Source organism: Bacillus cereus group sp. MYBKT14-1 (assembly GCF_051915185.1).
GTDB lineage: Bacteria > Bacillota > Bacilli > Bacillales > Bacillaceae_G > Bacillus_A > Bacillus_A cereus.
On sequence record NZ_JBQAEF010000032.1, the window covers coordinates 1 to 21563 of the forward strand.

Here is a 21563-nt window from a genome sequence, read left to right on the forward strand (position 1 = left end):
TTAGTATAATAGAAGCTTTGTAACAAAAGAAAAGGAAGGGAGAATGAAAGATATGAAAGAGCAAGTATTACAAGTAACAAAAGGTGACTTCGTAGGATCAGCAAGTGGAGCGGTAGTATTAACAGCATTAATCGTATTTTTATCAAGTGTATTAGTATAATAGAAGTTTTAAATCAAACAAAAAAGGAAGGAGAATGAGGGATATGAACAGTGAACAAGTGTTTCAAGTAACAAAAATAGATTTATTAGGATCCTTAGGTGGAGCGGTAATATTAACATCATTTATTCTATTCCTTGCAAATGTATTAGTATGAGATATATAAATACAATCATTCAAAAAAAATAAAGACTCTAACGTATTAGTAAGTAGTTAATATGTTGGAGTCTTTTTTATATTCTTCTTATATCCCCTCAAGTATTAAAGTTACCTCATTATCCAGCATGCATGGCTAATTAAACGTTGCGGTTGAAACTTGATTCAACGAATAATCAAAAATCCACTGAATAAAATCCCGCTTTATTTCAAAGAGAAAAAAGTCGAATTTTATATGTAAGAAAAAAAGAGGAATTTGACAGAAAAGATAGAAAATTTTAAAGGTCAGAATTTGTTAGCTTGCTAACTAATTTCTATTAATTAACGTTGGAAGCGTTTTCGGTTGGTTTTAAGTATGGACCATTTAATCTATTTACAGGGGGATGAAGATATTATGAAACAAAAATCTATGGATATGCTAGCTGCACAAATGGAGGACTTTTTTCCAGTACGTGATGTAGATCATTTGGAATTTTACGTAGGGAATGCAAAGCAATCGAGTTATTATCTTGCGAGAGCATTCGGATTCAAAATTGTGGCTTACTCTGGATTAGAAACTGGAAACCGTGAAAAGGTATCTTATGTTCTTGTGCAAAAAAATATGCGTTTCGTTGTGTCTGGAGCTTTAAGTAGTGAAAATCGTATTGCAGAGTTTGTAAAGACTCATGGTGATGGCGTGAAGGATGTGGCACTACTTGTTGATGATGTTGATAAAGCATACTCAGAAGCAGTGAAACGTGGTGCCGTCGCAATTGCTCCACCGCAGGAATTAACAGATGAGGACGGTACATTGAAAAAAGCAGTTATTGGTACGTATGGTGATACAATTCATACGCTTGTAGAGCGTAAAAATTATAAAGGGGCATTTATGCCAGGATTCCAAAAGGTAGAATTTAATATTCCATTTGAAGAGTCTGGTTTAATTGCTGTTGATCATGTAGTTGGTAATGTTGAAAAAATGGAAGAGTGGGTTAGTTATTACGAGAATGTTATGGGCTTTAAACAAATGATTCATTTTGATGATGACGATATTAGTACAGAGTATTCGGCGTTAATGTCGAAAGTTATGACGAATGGAAGTCGTATTAAGTTTCCTATTAACGAACCAGCAGATGGAAAGAGAAAGTCACAAATTCAAGAGTATCTAGAATTCTATAATGGAGCTGGTGTACAACATCTTGCTTTATTAACAAGTGATATTGTTAAAACAGTTGAAGCGCTTCGTGCAAATGGGGTGGAGTTTTTAGATACACCTGATACTTATTATGATGAGTTAACTGCACGAGTTGGAAAAATCGATGAAGAAATTGATAAGTTAAAAGAATTAAAGATTTTAGTAGATCGTGATGATGAAGGTTACTTACTACAAATCTTTACGAAACCAATTGTAGATCGCCCGACTTTATTTATTGAAATCATTCAACGTAAAGGTTCTCGTGGATTTGGTGAAGGAAACTTTAAAGCGTTATTCGAATCAATTGAAAGAGAACAAGAGCGTCGCGGAAACTTATAAGATTTGTATCCACCAGCAAAAGTCCCTTTGCTGGTGGAAATTTCATTTTTATAAGGAGGAATCAGGATGAAATTTGTTACATTTCGTCTTCCTTCAAAAGAACTACGGGCTGGATGGCTTGAAGGTGACAAAGTAATAGATATGAATCTTGCTAGTGAAGGGAAAATCCCTTCTTCTATGATTGCTTTTTTAGAGAAAGCGGATGAGTATGTAGAAGTAGTGCGGAATATTAAGAATCCAAATAAGGGTATATATGCTTTAGAAGAAGTACAATTGACAGCTGCTCTTCCTAATCCGAGTAGTATTCGAGATTTTTACGCATTTGAACAACATGTAAAAACAGCTCGCGGACGAAGAGGATTAGATGTTGTGCCTGAATGGTATGATATTCCGGTTTTTTATTTTACTAATCATCGTGCTGTAATTGGTTCCAGTGATTTTGTAATTGGTCCGAAAAAGTCTAAAAAGCTTGATTATGAGTTGGAGATTGCTTGCGTAATAGGAAGAGAAGGGCGAAATATTTCTCGTGAGCAAGCAGAGGAATATATTTTTGGTTATTGTATTATGAACGACTGGAGTGCGAGAGACTTACAAGCAACAGAAATGAAAGTAGGTCTCGGTCCAGCGAAAGGAAAAGACTTTGCAACTTCTTTAGGAGCACATCTTGTTACGAAAGAGGAATTAGACGTTTATCGTAATGGTGATCGATATAATTTAGAAATGACTGCTCATGTAAATGGAAAACTATTATCAAAAGGAAACTTCCAAGATATTTACTATACATTTGCTGAAATGATTGAACGTGCTTCAGAGGACGTTACGTTATATCCAGGAGATGTGATTGGTTCTGGGACAGTAGGAACAGGATGTATTTTAGAACTGGGTACAGAAGAGTGGCTACAAGATGGAGATGTTGTAGAACTGTCGATTACTGGTTTAGGTACACTACGTAATACGATCAAAAAAGAAAAGGAAGCGGGTGATGGGCATGTTTTATCGTCACATGGGAGAACTACCTCATAAACGACATGTACAATTTCGTAAAAAAGATGGATCGCTTTATCGTGAACAGGTAATGGGAACAAAAGGTTTTTCTGGTACGCAGTCTATTTTGTATCATCATTATATGCCGACAGAAGTAGGTCATTCTGCATTATCGCATTCTTGTCAGTTGCAGTATGAAGAGGATGTTGCTCTTTCTCATCGCCACTTTCGAACGAAAGAAAGTAAAAAAAGTGGTGATGCAATAAGTGGACGGAATTTCATACTTGGAAATGAAGATTTATTAATTGGAGTAGTGAGTCCAACAGAAAAAATGGATTATTTCTATCGTAATGGTGATGGCGACGAAATGTTATTTGTTCATTATGGAACAGGGAAAATTGAAACGATGTTTGGAACGATTCACTATAGAAAAGGCGACTATGTAACGATTCCAATTGGAACGATTTATCGTGTTATTCCAGATGAAGGAGAGACTAAGTTTCTTGTTGTAGAGGCGAATAGCCAAATTACAACGCCGCGTCGTTATCGAAATGAATACGGACAATTGTTAGAGCATAGTCCGTTTTGTGAAAGAGATCTTCGTGGTCCAGAAAAATTAGAGACATATGATGAAAAAGGCGAGTTTGTCGTAATGACAAAATCAAGAGGCTATATGCATAAACATGTTTTAGGACACCACCCGTTAGATGTTGTGGGATGGGATGGCTATTTATATCCGTGGGTATTTAATGTAGAGGATTTTGAACCAATTACAGGGCGCATTCATCAGCCACCGCCAGTACATCAAACATTTGAAGGACATAATTTTGTTATTTGCTCTTTCGTACCACGTTTATACGATTATCATCCAGAGTCAATTCCGGCACCATATTATCATAGTAATGTTAATAGTGATGAAGTTCTTTACTATGTAGAAGGAAACTTTATGAGTCGCAAAGGTGTGGAAGAAGGTTCTATTACACTTCATCCGAGCGGGATTCCCCATGGACCGCATCCGGGGAAAACAGAGGCAAGTATAGGGAAGAAAGAGACGCTTGAATTAGCTGTTATGATAGACACATTCCGTCCGCTTCGTATTGTAAAACAAGCACATGAAACAGAAGATGAAAAGTATATGTATAGCTGGATTGAACAAGGTTCATATACTGTGAAATAAGTAAAAAAGGCATGCTCTCAATAAGGGGGCATGCCTTTTTCACGGAATCGACATGTATAATAATACCAAAAAAATAATGGGAAGATATATAGAAAGAATAATAAGGATTGTGCATATTCAGAAGAATTTCTACTTGTTTCGACAAAAGTATTGACTAGGAAAAGCGTAATGAGTAAAATAAAAAAGCGAATTAAAAATTTTCAGAAAATTTAAAACTTGGAGGAGTGAAAGATGAAGCAAATTTTTCAAAAGAAGCCAATTGCAAAGTTAATGCAAGAAAGTAAGCAAAAAACGTTAGCAAGAACATTGGGCGCGCTAGATTTAACTATGCTTGGAATCGGAGCAATTGTTGGAACTGGTATTTTTGTTCTAACGGGTGTTGTGGCAGCGAAACATTCTGGGCCAGCTATTATATTATCATTTGCGATTGCCGCTCTAGCTTGTGCCTTTGCTGCATTTTGTTATGCTGAATTTGCTTCTTCAGTTCCTGTCTCGGGCAGTGTGTATACGTATACATACGCGACGATGGGGGAAGTATTCGCATTTTTAATTGGCTGGGACTTAATGCTGGAATATTTACTTGCTACATCTGCTGTAGCGAACGGTTGGTCTGCATATTTTCAATCTTTATTAAAGGGGTTTGGAATTCATATTCCGACTATTCTCTCCTCGGCTCCTGGTACAGGTAAGGGTGGAATAATTGATCTACCTGCAGTTCTAATTATTTTAGTGATGACAGTTCTTTTATCTAGGGGTGTTCGTGAAAGTGCACGAGTAAATAACATTATGGTATTTATTAAAATAGCAGTTGTTCTTATTTTTATCTTTGCTGGTTTTAATTATGTGAAACCTGAAAACTGGACGCCTTTTATGCCATTTGGTTTAGATGGTGTAATGGCTGGAGCGGCTACAGTATTCTTCGCATTTATAGGATTTGATGCAGTTTCAACAGCGGCAGAAGAAGTGAAACGTCCGCAACGTGATTTACCAATTGGTATTATTGCATCGTTATTAATTTGTACAGTTCTTTATATCGTTGTGTCGCTTATTTTGACAGGAATTGTTCCATACGGACAGCTAAATATATCAGATCCAGTTGCTTTTGCACTTCAATTTATTGGACAAGATGGTTTAGCGGGGGTAATTTCAGTAGGAGCAATTACAGGAATTACAACAGTAATGCTAGTTATGATGTATGGGCAAGTTCGTGTTTCTTATGCGATGAGTCGAGATGGTTTACTACCGAAGCGTCTTGCTAAAGTTCATCCAAAATTTAAAACACCATTTTTAAATACATGGACAACGGGGATTATTGCGGCACTGATTTCAGGATTAATAGATTTAAATGTTTTAGCACATCTTGTAAATATGGGGACATTGTCAGCATTTGCACTCGTAGCTGTTGCGGTAATCGTAATGAGAAGAACTCATCCAGACTTACCAAGGGCATTTAAGGCTCCGCTTGTACCATTTTTACCAGCATTAACAGTGATGTTCTGTTTATACTTAATGCTTCAATTATCAGGGACAGCATGGATTAGTTTTGGGATATGGATGGTTATTGGTATAGCGGTTTACTTTTTATATAGCCGAAAACATAGTGCTTTAAATAATAGTAAAAAAGAAGAAGATGTTGCAAATTTATAAGTGAAAAAATCCATTCTAATTCTGTTAGAATGGATTTTTTTATTTGAAAATTTACATTTTTCTGAACTTATTATAAGATAATTGTTGGCTAACTAAAGGGGTGAAATGATGAAAAATACGTGGCGTGAGTTAAGGGAGATGGACCGTAACGTATGGATTCGATTTATTGGAGAGACGTTAAATGGAATTGCAATGATGATGTTAATGCCTTTTTTTGCATTATATTTAAAAGATAAGGTAGATTCGTTGTTGGAAGTTGGGGTTATTATGGCGCTTTCTCCAATTGCTGCAAGTTTTGGATCACTTATAGGAGGGAGAATTGCTGACATATATGGAAGAAAGCCTATTATGATATTTTCTATGGCAAGTAATGCATTATTAATGCTCGGTTTTCTATTTATAGAAGGGTTTATTCCATATGCAATTTTATCTATTTTTTTAGGGTTGAGTAATTCTTTATTTCATCCAGCTGCATCAGCTATGGTCGCGGATGTAACGGCACCAGAAAAAAGAACAGAGGCATATGGTTTATTACGAATGGGACACAATATAGGTGCTGCGATTGGTCCGATAATGGGAGCATCAGTAGTTGTGTTGTCAAAGAACCTTGTGTTTATTATTGCCTCTTCTACAATGCTATTTTATGCGTTACTTGTATTACTTCTTATTCAAGAGACGATGCCAAAAAGGACAGATAAGGAAGAACATAAAGAAAAGGAAGCTGGGGCAGTTTGGAAAATTGTAATGCGAGATAAGGTATTAATGATTTACTTATTAGCAGGCATTATCATTTCGATGGGGTTTTCTCAAACCGAAGGCATGTTGCCACTACATTTTGATAATGAAATGAAGCATATTTTTGGAACGAATAATCCATATCCATATTTAATGGCGTTAAACGGACTATTAGTTGTTTTATTCCAGTTTCAAATTTCAAAATGGGCTACGGATAAACCGGTCGGGAAGACGATGTTATATGGTGCATGTTTATTCGGGATTGGATTATTTTTTATAGGGTGGTTACCGAAGTGGTTTGGAGAATTTAATACAAATGCTACAATTATTTTAATAACACTACTGTTCGTTTATGCTTTATATACGTTAGGTGAAATGATTATGTCGCCTGTACAGATGACATTTGTAGCAAATTTGGCCCCTGAGCATTTGAGAGGGACTTATATGGGAGCTGCAAGTTTGCAGTGGATTACAGGAAGCGCATTTGGTCCACTTTTGGGCGGTTTTTTATTAGATCGATTACTTGGTCACTTTCTATTTACAATTTTAGCTGTAGGATGTGTAGTTGCAGGTATTGTATATGTTTCTTTAGATCGCCTTGTTGAGCAAAGGCAAAAAGACACACTAACCAAACAATCTTCTTAGTGAATAGATGACATACACAAAAAAGGGGATTTCTACATATTTTAGGTACATAACTAGATTAGATTGCCATTTTATTTTGTGTTGCTATATAGAAAATGAAATGAAAAACCAATAAGTGATGTTATTTAATTATTTATGGAAGTTACATTTTATTTCAAATAGGAACTACCTATTTTTATAAAAAGTGCTAAAATAGAAAAATGAAAACAATTGGTTAGGGTGATTTCATTGACGAAAATTAAATTAGGTTTATTATATGGTGGAAAATCAGCTGAGCATCAAGTTTCGCTACAGACGGCTCTTGCTGCTATTAAAGCGTTAAATCAAGATAAATTCGAGATTCATCCAATTTATATTACAGAACAAGGTCAATGGGTACGTGGTGAGCGTATTGAAGGCGAAGTAACAGATGTTGAAGCTTTAAAAATGAGCGGTGCAGAAAATGCGATTTCTCCGTTATCATTAAGTACAGAAATTATCCCATCTGCAGCTTCTGAGGAGAACGCTATTGACGTTATTTTCCCATTACTACATGGACCAAACGGTGAAGATGGAACGGTTCAAGGACTATTAGAATTAATGAATATCCCTTATGTAGGAAATGGTGTTCTAGCATCATCTGCTGGTATGGATAAAGTTGTTATGAAAAACATCTTTGCAGAGGCTGGTTTAAAACAAGCAAAATATGCATCCTTCATTCGTAGTGCATGGGAAAAAAATCGTGAGGAAGCTTATTCTAAAGTAGAAGATAAGTTAGGATATCCTTGCTTCGTAAAACCAGCGAACCTTGGTTCAAGTGTTGGTATTAATAAGTGTAAAAATCGTGAAGAACTTGAGGATGCATTTGTAGAGGCATTCCAATTTGATCGCAAAATTATTGTAGAAGAAAATATTGTAGGTCGTGAAGTAGAAGTTGGGGTACTAGGTAATGATGAGCCGAAATGTTCAGTTGTAGGTGAAATCGTTCCGAAAAAGGACTTCTATGATTATAAGTCGAAATATATCGATGGTGATACGGCGCTAATTATTCCAGCTGAAATGACAGAAGAAGAATCTAATGTAATTAAGCGTGATGCGATTATTGCATTCCAATCATTAGACGGTGCAGGTTTAACGCGAGCTGATTTCTTCTTAACGAAAGATGGAGAAGTGTATATTAACGAAGTAAACACAATGCCAGGATTTACACCGTTCAGTATGTTCCCTCTATTATGGCAACATACTGGGTTACCATATCCAGAATTAATCGAAGAGCTAATTCGTTTAGCGATTGAACGTCACGAAGAAAAACAAAAAATTAAATATACAATCTAACAAAAAAGGAGGAAGCACTATTCATAGGAATAGTGCTTCCTCTATGTAAGGAGCGTTTATATATGATAAAGCGAATGTTAAAGCAAGTGGAACAGATGGTAAATGGTACTGAATTAGCAGAGCAATATGAGGGAATTACTATTCAAGGCGTGTCTATTGATACGAGAAAAATTGAAAAAGGAAACTTGTATGTTCCGATTCAAGGGGAGCGCTTCGATGGACATGCTTTTGTAGATAAAGCTGTTGAAAATGGAGCTGTGGCTACATTATGGATGAAAGATGTAGCGAATCCACCTGAGAATCTTCCGGTTATTTTTGTAGAAGACACGCTATCGGCATTGCAAATGTTAGCGAAAAACTATCGCGATCAATTGGATGTTAAAGTTGTAGGTGTAACGGGTAGTAACGGTAAAACATCTACGAAAGATATTGTAACAAGTCTTCTTGCGACTAAATTCAAAGTGCAAAAAACAGAAGGGAACTTCAATAACCATATCGGATTACCTCTTACCATTTTAAACTTAGAAGAAAATACAGAAGTAGCAGTATTAGAGATGGGTATGTCAAGCCGAGGCGAAATTGAATTCTTATCTAAGTTAGCTCGTCCTAATGCAGCTATCATTACAAATATTGGTGAGGCACATTTAATGGATTTAGGATCTCGTGAGGCAATTGCTGAAGCGAAATTAGAAATTGTTACAGGATTACAAGAAGGTGGCGTGTTCGTATATAACGGAGATGAGCCTTTATTAACGAATCGTGTTCCTGGAATGAATTTAGCAGCAGAAACGGTTACGTTTGGTGATGCAAGAGCAAACGATTATTATCCCACGACTGTAACATTACAAGCAACTGGGACACATTTCAAAATGAATAGAGATGAAAATATTTCATTCTACTTACCGGTGTTAGGAAAACATAATGTGTATAATACACTTGCTTCAATGGCAATTGCGAAACATTTTGGTGTAACGTGGGAAGAGATGAAAGAAGGTTTAGTAACACTTCAAATGACGGGCATGCGTATGGAAATTGTGAAAAAAAATAGTGGTTTAACAATTATCAACGATGCTTATAATGCAAGCCCGACGGCTATGGAAGCAGCATTCCATTTAATGAATGGTTTAGATGGTTTTGCTAAAAAAATCGTTGTGCTCGGTGATATGTTAGAACTTGGAGATCAAGAAGTACAGTTCCATTATGAGGTAGGAAAATTAATCGATCCAGCAAAAATCTCACATGTATTCACATACGGTAGATTAGGGGCTCAAATTGCTGAAGGAGCAAAAATTAATTTCCCTAATGAACGTGTAAAGGCGTATGATAATAAAGAAGAGTTAGTAAAAGATTTACAAGCAGTAGTCGATGTGAAAGATGTTGTATTAATAAAAGCATCTCGCGGTATGAAATTAGAAGAAGTAATTACGATGTTGAAATAATTGGTGTATATAAATAGGGATGATAGTTGCGAAAATAGAAGAAACTTATAATAAGCGCTTACAGTAAATATAAAAAAATAAAAGTGAAGAAAAAAACTCTGAATATGAAAATAAGGTAACAGTTGGGTTTGCTTTTTACACATACAAAACTTATAATTGATAAAGTGTAATAACGTTTAGAAGTATTTTCGTGAAGAATATACGCCCGTTTATATACGTGAGCATTCAGGAAAAGGGCTTTTCCGCAAATTCGGAAAACGCCTTTTTTTAAATGATAAGTATAGGATAGAAAAGGAGAAGTAACATTGACAACATTTCGAGAATTAGGATTAAGTGATTCTTTACTGCAATCTGTTGAAAGTATGGGCTTTGAAGAGGCTACACCAATTCAAGCTGAAACAATTCCACATGCATTGCAAGGTAAAGATATTATTGGGCAAGCGCAAACAGGTACAGGGAAAACAGCAGCATTCGGATTACCACTATTAGATAAAGTGGATACACATAAAGAATCGGTTCAAGGTATTGTTATCGCGCCAACGCGTGAATTAGCAATTCAAGTTGGAGAAGAATTATACAAAATTGGTAAGCATAAACGCGTTCGTATTTTACCGATTTATGGTGGTCAAGATATTAACCGCCAAATTCGTGCTCTAAAAAAACACCCACACATTATTGTTGGTACGCCGGGTCGTATTTTAGATCATATTAACCGTAAAACACTTCGTCTGCAAAACGTAGAGACAGTTGTTCTTGACGAAGCGGATGAAATGTTAAACATGGGCTTCATTGAAGACATTGAAGCAATTTTAACAGATGTGCCAGAAACACATCAAACATTACTATTCTCAGCGACAATGCCGGATCCAATCCGCCGTATTGCTGAGCGTTTCATGACTGAGCCTCAACACATTAAAGTAAAAGCAAAAGAAGTAACAATGCCAAACATTCAGCAGTTCTATTTAGAAGTGCAAGAAAAGAAAAAGTTTGACGTGTTAACACGCTTATTAGATATTCAATCTCCAGAGCTTGCAATCGTATTTGGTCGTACAAAGCGTCGTGTTGATGAATTATCAGAAGCATTAAACTTACGTGGTTATGCTGCAGAAGGTATTCACGGTGATTTAACTCAGGCGAAACGTATGTCTGTATTACGTAAATTTAAAGAAGGTTCTATTGAAGTTCTTGTTGCAACAGACGTTGCTGCGCGTGGTCTTGATATTTCAGGCGTAACGCACGTATATAACTTCGATATTCCACAAGATCCAGAATCATACGTTCACCGTATCGGTCGTACTGGTCGTGCAGGTAAAAAAGGTATTGCAATGCTATTTGTAACACCACGTGAATCAGGACAATTAAAAAATATCGAGCGTACAACAAAACGTAAAATGGACCGTATGGATGCACCGACACTTGACGAGGCATTAGAAGGTCAACAACGTTTAATCGCTGAAAAGCTTCAAAGCACAATTGAAAATGAAAACTTAGCATACTACAAGCGTATTGCAGAAGAAATGTTAGAAGAAAATGACTCTGTAACAGTAGTAGCTGCTGCTTTAAAAATGATGACTAAAGAGCCGGATACAACTCCGATCGCTTTAACATCAGAACCACCTGTTGTTTCAAGAGGCGGCGGTTCTAAAAAACGCGGCGGTAACGGAGGCGGATACCGTGATGGTAACCGTAATCGTAGTCGTGATGGACGCGGCGGTGGCGATGGACGTAATCGTGACCGTAACCGTGATGGGCGTAATCGTGACGGAAACCGTGATCGCAATCGTGATGGTAACCGCGATCGTAATCGTGATGGTGGTAGTCGTGGTCGTAGAGGTGAAGGTCAAGGTCGCCCTGGTTCTTCAAATGGACGCGGCGAAAGAAAACATCATAGCCGTCCACAAGCTTAATAAAAAAAAGAGAATGCCCTTTGCGGGCATTCTCTTTTTTTTATTTCTATAATTGTGCATACTACATAATAGTTATGATAGAAAAGGGGCTGTTATATGCTTGTAAGGCTTGGTTACGTTGCGATGAGTGTGCATTTGAAGAATGCATCTCCATCTCAAACGATGACGTATGCACAGTTTCAGAAATTAGATGATCGTGATGCTGCAATTCGTAAGCTTGAAAGAATTGCTAATTCCAATTTAGAAAATTGTTTACGTTTATTAAAGCATAATAAAGGGCATGACATATCTTTCTTTCGGCTCAGTTCAAAGCTCATTCCTTTAGCGAATCATGAGGAATTGCTAGAGTGGAACTATATTCGTCCGTTAAAAGAAAATTTAAAAAAACTAGGTGAATATGCAGTTCATATGAATATGAGAATTGATTTCCATCCAGATCATTTTGTTGTACTAAATTCACCTGAAGAGAGTGTTTTTAAACAATCTGTAAAAACATTTCAGATGCACAAAAAATTATTAAAAGGCATGGGGATTGAACATAAGCAACGATGTGTACTGCATGTTGGAGGAGGATATAAAGATAAAGAACTTGCATTAGAGCGCTTTATAGAGAATTGGTCGAATGTCCCAAGGGGTATTCAAGAAATGATTATATTAGAAAATGATGATACAACCTTTACGTTAGAGGAAACATTATATTTAGGAGAAAAATTAGATATTCCCGTCGTATTTGACTTGCATCACCATATGATGAATAATGAGCAAGAAGATTGGTATGAAGATTGGGCACGTGTTGTTCATACGTGGGAAACGTCTTTGTTGCCGATTAAAATGCATATCTCTAGCCCTAGAGAGGGAAAAGATCCAAGAGCTCATGCAGATTATATTAATGTAGACGCATTTTTATCTTTTTTAAGAAGGATAAAGGGAAGTGTTCCGCAAATTGATTGTATGATTGAGGCGAAGATGAAGGATGAGTCTTTATTTCAATTAATGAGAGATTTAAGTGAACAAGTAGATGTAGAAATTATCGATGGTGCAAGCTTTTATATTAAATAAGCTTTGCACCATCGTTTTTTTTTGTTAAAAAAGGGGTTAAAATGCCACCGGTTATTAAACCTGTTAAATGACTGATCGGATTGGCAGAAGGGTTAAAGAAAGTAAATAGTAGTAATAGAAGTATCATAATTGAGAAAATGGCAATTTCTTTTGGTTTTGAAGAGCGGTATCGATTGTACAATAAAAATAACTGTGCACCTAATAGTCCGAAAATACCACCTGATGCACCTGCGTGAATATATTCAAGCGGCATAATAATATAAGAAGAAATATTTCCAGAAATTCCAGAGAGAAAAAATAGAATGAAAAAAGAAAAGTGTCCGAGTTGCTTTTCGATAGAAGAACCAAGAGCAAACAAAAAAATACTATTAGAAAGAAAATGTTGTAAGTCTACGTGTACGAGAAGAGAAGTTATGACACGCCACCATTCTCCTTTCGCGATATATTCATTAGAGGCTGCCAGTGGTAAGAGAAAAAAGTCGCCTAATATCATCATGACTAAATGAATAAGAAGTAAGGTAAGAATAGTCGGTTGTAAAGAAATATGAGTGGATCTTATTAGCATACGGTTACTATCACCCCTTTTGCATCAGAAAGATTCTCTGTTATTCTTATCAATATGAAAGAAGAAAGTTAAATAGAAGAAGGGGATTTTGAAATGATTATAGGGATTGGTATCGATATTATTGAATTAAATCGTATTGAAAAAATGCTAGATGGAAAGCTTAAATTTATGGAACGTATTTTAACGGAAAATGAACGTAATGTTGCTATGGAGCTGAAAGGAAGTCGCCTTACAGAGTTTGTAGCTGGAAGGTTTGCAGCGAAAGAGGCGTATTCAAAAGCTGTAGGTACTGGTATCGGAAAAGAAGTGAGTTTTTTAGATATTGAAGTGAAAAATGATGAAAGAGGTAAGCCAATTCTGATTACAAGTACAGAGTATATTGTTCATTTATCAATTAGTCATAGTAAGGAATTTGCTGTTGCTCAAGTTGTTTTAGAAAGCTTGTCACGCTAGTCTGCATATTTTATATCTTTGTCTCATATATTTGAGGTAGCGATAAGGAAGGTACATCTTCCATTCATTTATAGGGGCAAAGGGGCTGAATTGATGAAAAGGCGTCTGTTTTTAGTTCTTGTCGGTTTGTTGACCGTTTTTGTGTTGGCGGGTTGTATGGAAAAGAAGCAAGATGATGTCGTGAGAGATTTAGAATCAAAAGTAAAAGGGATGAAAAGTTATCAAGCTGAGGCAAAATTATCTATTAAAACAGGCAATGAGCCTCAAGAGTATAACGTAGAGATTTGGCATAAGGAACCGTCTTTTTATCGTGTGAATTTAAAAAATGCAAAAAAAGATCAGAGCCAAATTATTTTGAGAAATGAAGAAGGTGTATTTGTATTAACGCCAGCACTTAATAAGAGCTTCCGTTTTCAAAGTGATTGGCCGCAAAATAGTAGCCAGGCTTATTTATATGAATCACTTGTAAGAGATATTTTGCAGGACAAGAAAAACCTTACTTTTGAGAAAACAGATAAGTATTATATTTTTAAAACAAAAACAAACTATCAACATCAAAATATGTTGCCGAGACAAGAGATTACATTGAATAAGAGCGACTTGACTCCAGTTTCAGTGAAGTTAATGGATAATGATCAAAATGTTCTTGTGAAAGTAGATTTCTCTAAAGTGAAATTCGATGCGAAATTTGATAAAGGTGCATTTGATACGAAACAAAATATGTCTAGAGCGCAGGTAGATGTTCAAACAACAGCGAAAGAAGACAAACCGTTTGCTATTTTGTATCCACTTGATACACCACAAGGTATGACTCTGCAAGATGAAAAAGAGTTGAAGACAGACAGTGGCAAGCGTGCGATACTCACATACACTGGAAATAAGAAATCCTTTACTTTAATACAAGAAAAGGCAAAAGTTGCAGAGGCATCATCAGCGGTAAGTGTAAGTGGAGAACCAGTTGATCTTGGGTTTACGATTGGTGCATTAACGAAAGACTCTGTAACGTGGTCGCATAACGGAGTAGAATATATGCTCGTGTCTAAAGGTTTAGAGCCGAAGGAGCTGTTAATGGTTGCTCGTTCAGTTACAGCGAAGCAGGTGAAGTAAACTTCTTAGACGTGGTGATATATGTGCACCACGTCTTTTCTTAGTTTGAAGGTGGATTTCATAAAAGAAGCATATAAAAGAATAAGCTTCGCATATCGTGTATAAGGAAGTGTATTTATGGAAGAAGCACCATTTTACCGTGACACTTGGGTGGAAGTGGATTTAGATGCCATTTATAACAACGTTACACATATTAAAGAGTTCATCCCAAGTAATGTAGAGATTTTTGCTGTAGTTAAAGCAAACGCATATGGGCACGATTATGTACCGGTGGCTAAAACGGCATTAGAAGCAGGTGCAACAAGGTTAGCTGTTGCTTTTTTAGATGAAGCTTTAGTGCTTCGGAGGGCTGGTATTACTGAGCCGATTTTAGTGTTAGGTCCCTCGCCGCCGCGTGATGTAAATGTAGCTGCTGAAAATGATGTAGCGCTAACGGTTTTTCAAAAAGAATGGGTGGATGAAGCAATTAAACTTTGGAATGGTTCATCTGTAATGAAATTCCATATTAACTTTGATAGTGGTATGGGGAGAATTGGAATACGTGAAAGAAAAGAGCTAAAAGAATTTTTAAAGAGTTTAGAGGGTGCACCGTTTTTAGAGTTAGAAGGAGTATACACGCATTTTGCAACGGCAGATGAGGTTGAGACTTCGTATTTTGATAAGCAATATAATACGTTCTTAGAGCAGTTAAGTTGGTTGAAAGAATTCGGAGTGGATCCTAAGTTTGTTCATACAGCTAATAGTGCTGCGACGTTACGTTTTCAAGGGATTACATTTAATGCAGTGCGAATTGGGATTGCAATGTATGGATTATCTCCTTCTGTAGAAATACGTCCTTTTTTACCATTTGAATTAGAACCGGCGCTATCACTTCATACGAAAGTCGCTCATATTAAACAGGTAATTAAAGGTGATGGAATTAGTTATAACGTCACCTACCGAACGAAAACTGAAGAATGGATTGCGACTGTAGCGATTGGCTATGCAGATGGGTGGCTTAGGAGGTTACAAGGATTTGAAGTGCTTATAAATGGTAAAAGGGTACCGATTGTAGGGCGAGTAACAATGGATCAGTTCATGATTCATCTTCCTTGTGAAGTGCCACTTGGTACGAAAGTTACGCTTATTGGAAGGCAAGGAGATGAGTATATTAGCGCTACAGAGGTTGCGGAATACTCAGGGACTATTAATTATGAAATTATTGCAACGATCAGTTTCCGTGTGCCAAGAATATTTATACGGAATGGTAAGGTTGTAGAGATAATTAATTACTTGAACAATATATAGAAGGTAGTATGATTGCTTCTTGTCATTGGAGTGACTGTTCATTGCTGGATAATAAGCTCTTTTTGATGAGAAGCTTTTTACTTATAATCATTTTTTATATAAGTTGCACGTAAGTTTTGAAGAGGAGTTCTATTGTTTTTAGTTAGTTATGAGATAAAAAATTTAAGAAGATGAATGTTTTGTTTGTGAATTGGAAAACATAAGCAAGGAATAAGGAAGTCTTTGCAACAGGCTCCATACAATGGTATTATTACAATAGGTGTCATATATATATTTGGGTGTGTAGTTGACGGTGGAGGTGTATTTTTGTGTCCGAATCAAGTGTAACTACTGAAATCGTGGTTCGGTTGCCAAAGCAAATGGTAACGGAATTGGACGGAATTGGAAAACAAGAGAATAAGAATCGCCATGAACTAATTTGCCAGGCAACACAATTGTTATTGCGTCAACATAAGACGAAGAAACGCTACCAACATGAATCAATGCGACGTGGGTACATTGAAATGGGAAAAATTAATCTTGGTATTGCATCTGAAGCTTTCTTAGCAGAGTATGAAGCAGCTCATACAGTAGAACGCTTAGTTAGCGGGGGGTAATATTTTGATTGTAAAACGCGGCGACGTGTATTTTGCAGACCTTTCCCCAGTTGTTGGTTCTGAGCAAGGAGGCGTTCGTCCGGTTCTTGTCATTCAAAATGACATCGGAAATCGTTTTAGTCCAACGGTGATTGTAGCGGCTATTACTGCACAGATTCAAAAAGCGAAATTACCCACTCATGTGGAAATTGATGCGAAAAAGTACGGTTTTGAGAGAGATTCTGTTATTTTACTTGAGCAGATTCGAACAATCGATAAGCAGCGCTTAACGGACAAAATCACTCACTTAGATGAAGTGATGATGATTCGTGTAGATGAAGCGCTACAAATTAGTTTAGGACTAATAGATTTTTAAATCGGCAGTTTAAGTTGCTCTCTTTGAAGGGCAACTTTTTTTATTATAGAGGAGGTTACGGTTGTATATGGAAATGGTAGATAATCGACAAGCGTTAATGAAAATGTTAGTGAAAGAATTAGGCTTTACCGAAAAGCAAGTTCGTCATGTTATTCAATTAACAGAAGAAGGTAACACAGTTCCATTTATTGCTCGTTACCGAAAAGAATGGACAGGCTCTTTAGATGAGGTGCAAATTCGTACGATTTTAGAGAGATGGCAATATATGATGCAACTTGAAGATAGGAAGGAAGAAGTTCTTCGTCTTATTGATGAGAAGGGGAAACTGACAGAAGAGCTACGACAGCAAATTGTTAAAGCTATAAAGTTGCAAGAAGTAGAAGATCTATATCGTCCATATAAAGAGAAAAGAAGAACGAAAGCGACAGTTGCTAAAGAAAAAGGATTAGAACCATTAGCTGAATGGTTATTGTTATATAAGAAAGAAGATCCGGCTAAAAAGGCAGTGGAATTTATTAATGTAGAGAAAGAAGTGCAATCTGCAGAAGAAGCTTTACAAGGTGCACAAGACATTATTGCAGAAATGGTTTCAGATGAAGCTGCGTATCGTAGTTGGATTCGAAATGTTACTTTTAGAAAAGGTGTTATGTCTTCTTCCGTGAAAGATGAAGAAAAAGATGAAAAGAATATATATGAAATGTATTACAGTTATGAAGAACCATTGCAAAAAGTAGTACCACATCGTGTATTAGCAATGAATCGTGGCGAGAAAGAAGATATATTGAGAGTTGCTGTTGTTCCACCAGTAGATGAGATAGTAACCTTCTTAAATAAGAAAGTAATTCGTGATAACGATTCGAAAAGTGCACATTATGTACAATTAGCGATTGAAGATGGTTATAAACGATTAATTCAATCTTCAATCGAAAGAGAGATTCGTAAAGAATTAACAGAAACAGCTGAAGAACAAGCAATACATATTTTCTCTGAGAACTTACGTAACTTATTATTACAACCTCCGATGAAAGGGAAAGTCGTGCTAGCGGTAGATCCGGCATATAGAACTGGTTGTAAATTGTCTGTAGTAGATGATACGGGGAAAGTACTACATATCGATGTTATTTATCCGCATCCACCTGTTCGTAAATATGATGATGCAAAAACGAAAGTTCTTTCTATTATAGATAAATATCAAGTTGAAATGATTGCAATTGGTAATGGGACAGCATCTAGAGAAACAGAAGAGTTTATAGTAGATGTATTACAAAGTGTGAACCGAGATGTCTTTTATATTATTGTAAATGAAGCGGGTGCTAGTGTATATTCAGCTTCTGATTTAGCCCGTGAGGAATTCCCAAATTTACAAGTTGAAGAGAGAAGTGCCGTTTCTATTGGGAGACGTCTGCAAGATCCACTTGCTGAACTTGTGAAAATTGATCCTAAATCAGTTGGGGTTGGACAATACCAACATGATGTATCTCAAAAGAGACTGAATGAGTCATTAACATTTGTAGTAGAAACAGCTGTTAACCAAGTTGGGGTTAATGTAAATACGGCTTCGGTTGCATTGTTACAATATGTTTCAGGTTTATCGAAAACTGTTGCGAAAAATATTGTAGCAAAGAGAGAAGAAGATGGGAAATTCACGAAGCGCACGGAATTAAAGAAAATCCCACGTTTAGGTGCAAAGACTTATGAACAATGTATAGGTTTCTTACGTATACTAGAAGGAGCGAATCCACTAGATCGAACAGGTATTCATCCAGAGCAATATAAAAATGTTGAATTGTTATTGAAGAGTCTAGGGTTATCGATAGATGACGTAGGACAACCGCAATTACAAAAGAGATTGGAAGAAGTAGAGATTTCTAAGTTATCTCAAGAAACAGGAGTTGGGGAGCCGACGTTAGTTGATATTATAGATGCGCTTATTAGTCCTGAACGAGATATGAGGGATGAGTTGCCTAAACCACTTTTGAAAAAAGGGATTTTGAAATTAGAAGATTTAAAACGTGGTATGGAACTAGAAGGAACAGTTCGTAACGTTGTTGATTTTGGTGCTTTTGTTGATGTTGGTGTAAAGCAAGATGGTTTAGTACATATTTCTAAACTTAGCAAACAGTTTGTAAAGCATCCGTTAGATGTTGTATCAGTAGGGCAAATTGTAAAAGTATGGGTAGATGATATTGATACAAAAAAAGGACGCGTTGCACTATCTATGTTGCCGATTGAATAGTAAGAGAAGAGAGCAGATGAAACTGCTCTTTTTTTATGAAATAAAAAGTGTAATGGATTATGAGCTTTGATGTATTTTGCTATAATAAAACCAGCATTCATTTAATAACTTAATTTGATACCGGTTTTTTTCGAAATATGCACGTTGCATTTGTTTTTTTAGCCACGTAGGCATAGGAATCCCTCCTTGTTTAATCCTGCTCTCAAAAATCTAAAATGCTATTGATGAGAGGTTGGTGAGTGGATTTCTATTCATGTTTTGTTTTTAGAAACCACGCTTCTTACATGAGGATGGGTATATGTACTATTTAATATATGTATAAGAAGGGAGAAAAGTGTAAAAATATTTTTTTGTTTAGGAGGAATGAGAGTGGATGAGCAAGAAATTCAGCGACTAGTGGAAGAAGTGTCACTACAATACTTTGAGATGCCGTTCTTACATAAAGCGGTTTTTAATAATAGATTACGTACAACTGGTGGGCGTTATTTATTGAAGAGTCATAATATCGAACTGAATTATCGATATTACGAATTGTATGGTGAAGAAGAGTTAGTCGGGATTATTAAACATGAGCTTTGTCATTATCACTTACATATTGCAGGAAGAGGGTATAAGCACGGGGACAGGGATTTTCGTGAGTTGTTAAAGAAAGTTGATGCACCACGTTTTTGTAAACGAATGATTAATGAAGAGAAGGAAAAAAAGATTTATAAGTATGAATGTATGGAGTGTTCACTTCAATATGTAAGAAGGCGTCAAATAAATATAAAAAGATATGTCTGTGGAAAGTGTAAAGGGAAACTCAAACCGATATCGAAAACATCTTGACAGTAAAAACGCAATCCAGTATATTATAAACATGTCACGTTTGAACAAGATGTTGTTAAAAACTTCTTGACTTACAGAGAGAATTTTTATAAGATACAAATTGTCTTCATTATTCCGCAGTAGCTCAGTGGTAGAGCTATCGGCTGTTAACCGATCGGTCGTAGGTTCGAGTCCTACCTGCGGAGCCATACAGAGAAGTACCCAAGTGGCTCAAGGGGCTCCCCTGCTAAGGGAGTAGATCGCTAACGCGGTGCGAGGGTTCGAATCCCTTCTTCTCTGCCATACATATTGGCCCGTTGGTCAAGTGGTTAAGACACCGCCCTTTCACGGCGGTAACACGGGTTCGAATCCCGTACGGGTCACCACTTCGGAGGATTAGCTCAGCTGGGAGAGCACCTGCCTTACAAGCAGGGGGTCGGCGGTTCGATCCCGTCATCCTCCACCATATAATTTTATATGAATAGTATTGTCGCGGGGTGGAGCAGCACGGTAGCTCGTCGGGCTCATAACCCGAAGGTCGCAGGTTCAAATCCTGTCCCCGCAACCAAATGGTCCCGTGGTGTAGTGGTTAACATGCCTGCCTGTCACGCAGGAGATCGCCGGTTCGACCCCGGTCGGGACCGCCATTTTAACTTCTGCTATATAGCAGTTGTTTTTTATTGGACATTATGTTACAATAATATTTGTCTTTGAAAAGAAGATAGTTATTTCGATGGGCTATAGCCAAGCGGTAAGGCAACGGACTTTGACTCCGTCATGCGCTGGTTCGAATCCAGCTAGCCCAGCCATTTACGAGCCATTAGCTCAGTTGGTAGAGCATCTGACTTTTAATCAGAGGGTCGAAGGTTCGAGTCCTTCATGGCTCACTTTTGTTTTTTTCGCGCGGTCGTGGCGGAACGGCAGACGCGCTAGGTTGAGGGCCTAGTGGGGGAAACCCCGTGGAGGTTCAAGTCCTCTCGGCCGCATCAAAAAATCTTAAAAAAGTGCTTGCATTTGAAGATGTAGTATGATAAGATAATTGAGTCGCCAAATTACAACGACGAAAAAACATCATGAATAAGCGCCCGTAGCTCAATTGGATAGAGCGTTTGACTACGGATCAAGAGGTTAGGGGTTCGACTCCTCTCGGGCGCGCCAATTACGGGAAGTGGCTCAGCTTGGTAGAGCACCTGGTTTGGGACCAGGGGGTCGCAGGTTCAAATCCTGTCTTCCCGACCACGCGGGTGTAGTTTAGTGGTAAAACAAGAGCCTTCCAAGCTCTGGTCGAGAGTTCGATTCTCTTCACCCGCTTTTAGTTCTTTGAAAACTGAACGAAACAAACAACGTGAAACGTCAATTTTTATTTTAGATGCTAGACAAACTAACTTTATTGGAGAGTTTGATCCTGGCTCAGGATGAACGCT

20 protein-coding genes and 12 tRNA genes are annotated in these 21563 nt (G+C 37.1%); 30 read left to right on the forward strand and 2 right to left on the reverse strand.

From position 1 onward, the window contains the following. The first annotated feature begins 43 nt into the window (after positions 1 to 43). The 11 genes from ACTFO4_RS29760 (at position 44) to uvsE (ending at position 12733) form a co-directional block, all read left to right on the forward strand. The gene (locus ACTFO4_RS29760) at positions 44 to 160 is read left to right on the forward strand and encodes a DUF3948 family protein (RefSeq protein ID WP_000654250.1); all 117 of its coding nucleotides are present in this window, start codon (positions 44 to 46) and stop codon (positions 158 to 160) included. Positions 161 to 203: 43 nt separating this feature from the next. Then, complete coding sequence (locus tag ACTFO4_RS29765; RefSeq protein ID WP_001083689.1) at positions 204 to 314, forward strand: DUF3948 family protein; 111 nt, start codon at positions 204 to 206, stop codon at positions 312 to 314. Positions 315 to 707: 393 nt separating this feature from the next. Further along, entirely contained in the window at positions 708 to 1826 is a 1119-nt protein-coding gene (gene hppD / locus ACTFO4_RS29770) for a 4-hydroxyphenylpyruvate dioxygenase (protein WP_086411326.1), read from the forward strand. A 66-nt stretch (positions 1827 to 1892) separates the two neighbouring features. Next, entirely contained in the window at positions 1893 to 2849 is a 957-nt protein-coding gene (locus tag ACTFO4_RS29775) for a fumarylacetoacetate hydrolase family protein (RefSeq protein WP_000674004.1), read from the forward strand. Beyond that, positions 2815 to 3987, forward strand: coding sequence for a homogentisate 1,2-dioxygenase (locus ACTFO4_RS29780; protein WP_013141710.1), 1173 nt, complete (start codon positions 2815 to 2817; stop codon positions 3985 to 3987). Before ACTFO4_RS29775 ends, ACTFO4_RS29780 begins: the two co-directional genes overlap by 35 nt. A gap of 231 nt (positions 3988 to 4218) precedes the next feature. After that, entirely contained in the window at positions 4219 to 5634 is a 1416-nt protein-coding gene (locus ACTFO4_RS29785; RefSeq protein ID WP_017673686.1) for an amino acid permease, read from the forward strand. Between the two features lie 108 nt (positions 5635 to 5742). Next, positions 5743 to 7014 carry an MDR family MFS transporter gene (locus ACTFO4_RS29790; RefSeq protein ID WP_440014641.1) on the forward strand — a complete coding sequence of 424 codons (1272 nt, stop codon included), beginning with the start codon at positions 5743 to 5745 and terminating at the stop codon, positions 7012 to 7014. 228 nt (positions 7015 to 7242) lie between these two features. Further along, positions 7243 to 8328 (forward strand): D-alanine--D-alanine ligase, encoded by a 1086-nt coding sequence (locus tag ACTFO4_RS29795; RefSeq protein ID WP_000161427.1) that lies wholly within the window; start codon positions 7243 to 7245, stop codon positions 8326 to 8328. Positions 8329 to 8390: 62 nt separating this feature from the next. Next, positions 8391 to 9767 (forward strand): UDP-N-acetylmuramoyl-tripeptide--D-alanyl-D-alanine ligase, encoded by a 1377-nt coding sequence (gene murF, locus ACTFO4_RS29800; RefSeq protein ID WP_440014642.1) that lies wholly within the window; start codon positions 8391 to 8393, stop codon positions 9765 to 9767. Between the two features lie 305 nt (positions 9768 to 10072). Then, complete coding sequence (locus tag ACTFO4_RS29805) at positions 10073 to 11674, forward strand: DEAD/DEAH box helicase (protein WP_000206592.1); 1602 nt, start codon at positions 10073 to 10075, stop codon at positions 11672 to 11674. Between the two features lie 96 nt (positions 11675 to 11770). After that, positions 11771 to 12733 (forward strand): UV DNA damage repair endonuclease UvsE, encoded by a 963-nt coding sequence (uvsE, locus tag ACTFO4_RS29810; RefSeq protein ID WP_440014644.1) that lies wholly within the window; start codon positions 11771 to 11773, stop codon positions 12731 to 12733. Here uvsE and ACTFO4_RS29815 read toward each other — a convergent pair. Further along, positions 12726 to 13298, reverse strand: coding sequence for a rhomboid family intramembrane serine protease (locus ACTFO4_RS29815; RefSeq protein ID WP_000908523.1), 573 nt, complete (start codon positions 13296 to 13298; stop codon positions 12726 to 12728). The genes uvsE and ACTFO4_RS29815 overlap by 8 nt on opposite strands. A gap of 93 nt (positions 13299 to 13391) precedes the next feature. Here ACTFO4_RS29815 and acpS point away from each other — a divergent pair, with 93 nt between their 5' ends. From acpS to ACTFO4_RS29845, 6 genes are all read left to right on the forward strand, one after another. Then, positions 13392 to 13751 (forward strand): holo-ACP synthase, encoded by a 360-nt coding sequence (gene acpS, locus ACTFO4_RS29820; protein WP_000583416.1) that lies wholly within the window; start codon positions 13392 to 13394, stop codon positions 13749 to 13751. 156 nt (positions 13752 to 13907) lie between these two features. Next, positions 13908 to 14858 (forward strand): LolA family protein, encoded by a 951-nt coding sequence (locus ACTFO4_RS29825; RefSeq protein WP_002004297.1) that lies wholly within the window; start codon positions 13908 to 13910, stop codon positions 14856 to 14858. 117 nt (positions 14859 to 14975) lie between these two features. Further along, the gene (gene alr, locus ACTFO4_RS29830) at positions 14976 to 16145 is read left to right on the forward strand and encodes an alanine racemase (RefSeq protein WP_061685369.1); all 1170 of its coding nucleotides are present in this window, start codon (positions 14976 to 14978) and stop codon (positions 16143 to 16145) included. A gap of 308 nt (positions 16146 to 16453) precedes the next feature. Continuing rightward, complete coding sequence (locus ACTFO4_RS29835; RefSeq protein WP_000004570.1) at positions 16454 to 16741, forward strand: antitoxin EndoAI; 288 nt, start codon at positions 16454 to 16456, stop codon at positions 16739 to 16741. A 4-nt stretch (positions 16742 to 16745) separates the two neighbouring features. Then, positions 16746 to 17096, forward strand: coding sequence for a type II toxin-antitoxin system endoribonuclease NdoA (gene ndoA / locus ACTFO4_RS29840; RefSeq protein WP_000635963.1), 351 nt, complete (start codon positions 16746 to 16748; stop codon positions 17094 to 17096). Positions 17097 to 17163: 67 nt separating this feature from the next. Continuing rightward, positions 17164 to 19332: a Tex family protein gene (locus ACTFO4_RS29845; RefSeq protein ID WP_440014646.1), complete on the forward strand. Its 2169-nt coding sequence runs from the start codon at positions 17164 to 17166 to the stop codon at positions 19330 to 19332. Between the two features lie 57 nt (positions 19333 to 19389). Here the strand turns inward: ACTFO4_RS29845 and cmpA are convergent, their stop codons facing one another. After that, the gene (gene cmpA / locus ACTFO4_RS29850) at positions 19390 to 19506 is read right to left on the reverse strand and encodes a cortex morphogenetic protein CmpA (protein WP_001143642.1); all 117 of its coding nucleotides are present in this window, start codon (positions 19504 to 19506) and stop codon (positions 19390 to 19392) included. A 195-nt stretch (positions 19507 to 19701) separates the two neighbouring features. On the opposite strand from cmpA, the gene ACTFO4_RS29855 reads away from it, so the two are divergent. From ACTFO4_RS29855 to ACTFO4_RS29915, 13 genes are all read left to right on the forward strand, one after another. Further along, complete coding sequence (locus ACTFO4_RS29855) at positions 19702 to 20160, forward strand: SprT family protein (RefSeq protein ID WP_000344231.1); 459 nt, start codon at positions 19702 to 19704, stop codon at positions 20158 to 20160. Between the two features lie 113 nt (positions 20161 to 20273). After that, positions 20274 to 20348 (forward strand) — tRNA-Asn (locus tag ACTFO4_RS29860). A gap of 3 nt (positions 20349 to 20351) precedes the next feature. Then, positions 20352 to 20442, forward strand: a tRNA-Ser gene (locus tag ACTFO4_RS29865). An 8-nt stretch (positions 20443 to 20450) separates the two neighbouring features. Then, positions 20451 to 20525: transfer RNA gene (locus ACTFO4_RS29870), tRNA-Glu, on the forward strand. 4 nt (positions 20526 to 20529) lie between these two features. Continuing rightward, positions 20530 to 20605 (forward strand) — tRNA-Val (locus ACTFO4_RS29875). Positions 20606 to 20630: 25 nt separating this feature from the next. Next, a tRNA-Met gene (locus tag ACTFO4_RS29880) sits at positions 20631 to 20707 on the forward strand. A 3-nt stretch (positions 20708 to 20710) separates the two neighbouring features. Beyond that, positions 20711 to 20786, forward strand: a tRNA-Asp gene (locus ACTFO4_RS29885). An 87-nt stretch (positions 20787 to 20873) separates the two neighbouring features. Next, positions 20874 to 20948: transfer RNA gene (locus ACTFO4_RS29890), tRNA-Gln, on the forward strand. 5 nt (positions 20949 to 20953) lie between these two features. Continuing rightward, positions 20954 to 21026, forward strand: a tRNA-Lys gene (locus tag ACTFO4_RS29895). Positions 21027 to 21042: 16 nt separating this feature from the next. After that, positions 21043 to 21125: transfer RNA gene (locus ACTFO4_RS29900), tRNA-Leu, on the forward strand. A 95-nt stretch (positions 21126 to 21220) separates the two neighbouring features. Further along, positions 21221 to 21297 (forward strand) — tRNA-Arg (locus tag ACTFO4_RS29905). A gap of 4 nt (positions 21298 to 21301) precedes the next feature. Next, a tRNA-Pro gene (locus ACTFO4_RS29910) sits at positions 21302 to 21378 on the forward strand. 1 nt (position 21379) lies between these two features. After that, positions 21380 to 21450 (forward strand) — tRNA-Gly (locus tag ACTFO4_RS29915). Positions 21451 to 21563: the final 113 nt, after the last annotated feature.

Bases quoted from the DNA above. Each gene is read 5' to 3' on its own strand.
- ACTFO4_RS29760 (WP_000654250.1), top strand. From the start codon at position 44: ATGAAAGATATGAAAGAGCAAGTATTACAAGTAACAAAAGGTGACTTC.
- ACTFO4_RS29765 (WP_001083689.1), top strand. From the start codon at position 204: ATGAACAGTGAACAAGTGTTTCAAGTAACAAAAATAGATTTATTAGGA.
- hppD (WP_086411326.1), top strand. From the start codon at position 708: ATGAAACAAAAATCTATGGATATGCTAGCTGCACAAATGGAGGACTTT.
- ACTFO4_RS29775 (WP_000674004.1), top strand. From the start codon at position 1,893: ATGAAATTTGTTACATTTCGTCTTCCTTCAAAAGAACTACGGGCTGGA.
- ACTFO4_RS29780 (WP_013141710.1), top strand. From the start codon at position 2,815: ATGTTTTATCGTCACATGGGAGAACTACCTCATAAACGACATGTACAA.
- ACTFO4_RS29785 (WP_017673686.1), top strand. From the start codon at position 4,219: ATGAAGCAAATTTTTCAAAAGAAGCCAATTGCAAAGTTAATGCAAGAA.
- ACTFO4_RS29790 (WP_440014641.1), top strand. From the start codon at position 5,743: ATGAAAAATACGTGGCGTGAGTTAAGGGAGATGGACCGTAACGTATGG.
- murF (WP_440014642.1), top strand. From the start codon at position 8,391: ATGATAAAGCGAATGTTAAAGCAAGTGGAACAGATGGTAAATGGTACT.
- uvsE (WP_440014644.1), top strand. From the start codon at position 11,771: ATGCTTGTAAGGCTTGGTTACGTTGCGATGAGTGTGCATTTGAAGAAT.
- ACTFO4_RS29815 (WP_000908523.1), bottom strand. From the start codon at position 13,298: ATGCTAATAAGATCCACTCATATTTCTTTACAACCGACTATTCTTACC.
- acpS (WP_000583416.1), top strand. From the start codon at position 13,392: ATGATTATAGGGATTGGTATCGATATTATTGAATTAAATCGTATTGAA.
- ACTFO4_RS29825 (WP_002004297.1), top strand. From the start codon at position 13,908: ATGGAAAAGAAGCAAGATGATGTCGTGAGAGATTTAGAATCAAAAGTA.
- alr (WP_061685369.1), top strand. From the start codon at position 14,976: ATGGAAGAAGCACCATTTTACCGTGACACTTGGGTGGAAGTGGATTTA.
- ACTFO4_RS29845 (WP_440014646.1), top strand. From the start codon at position 17,164: ATGGAAATGGTAGATAATCGACAAGCGTTAATGAAAATGTTAGTGAAA.
- cmpA (WP_001143642.1), bottom strand. From the start codon at position 19,506: ATGCCTACGTGGCTAAAAAAACAAATGCAACGTGCATATTTCGAAAAA.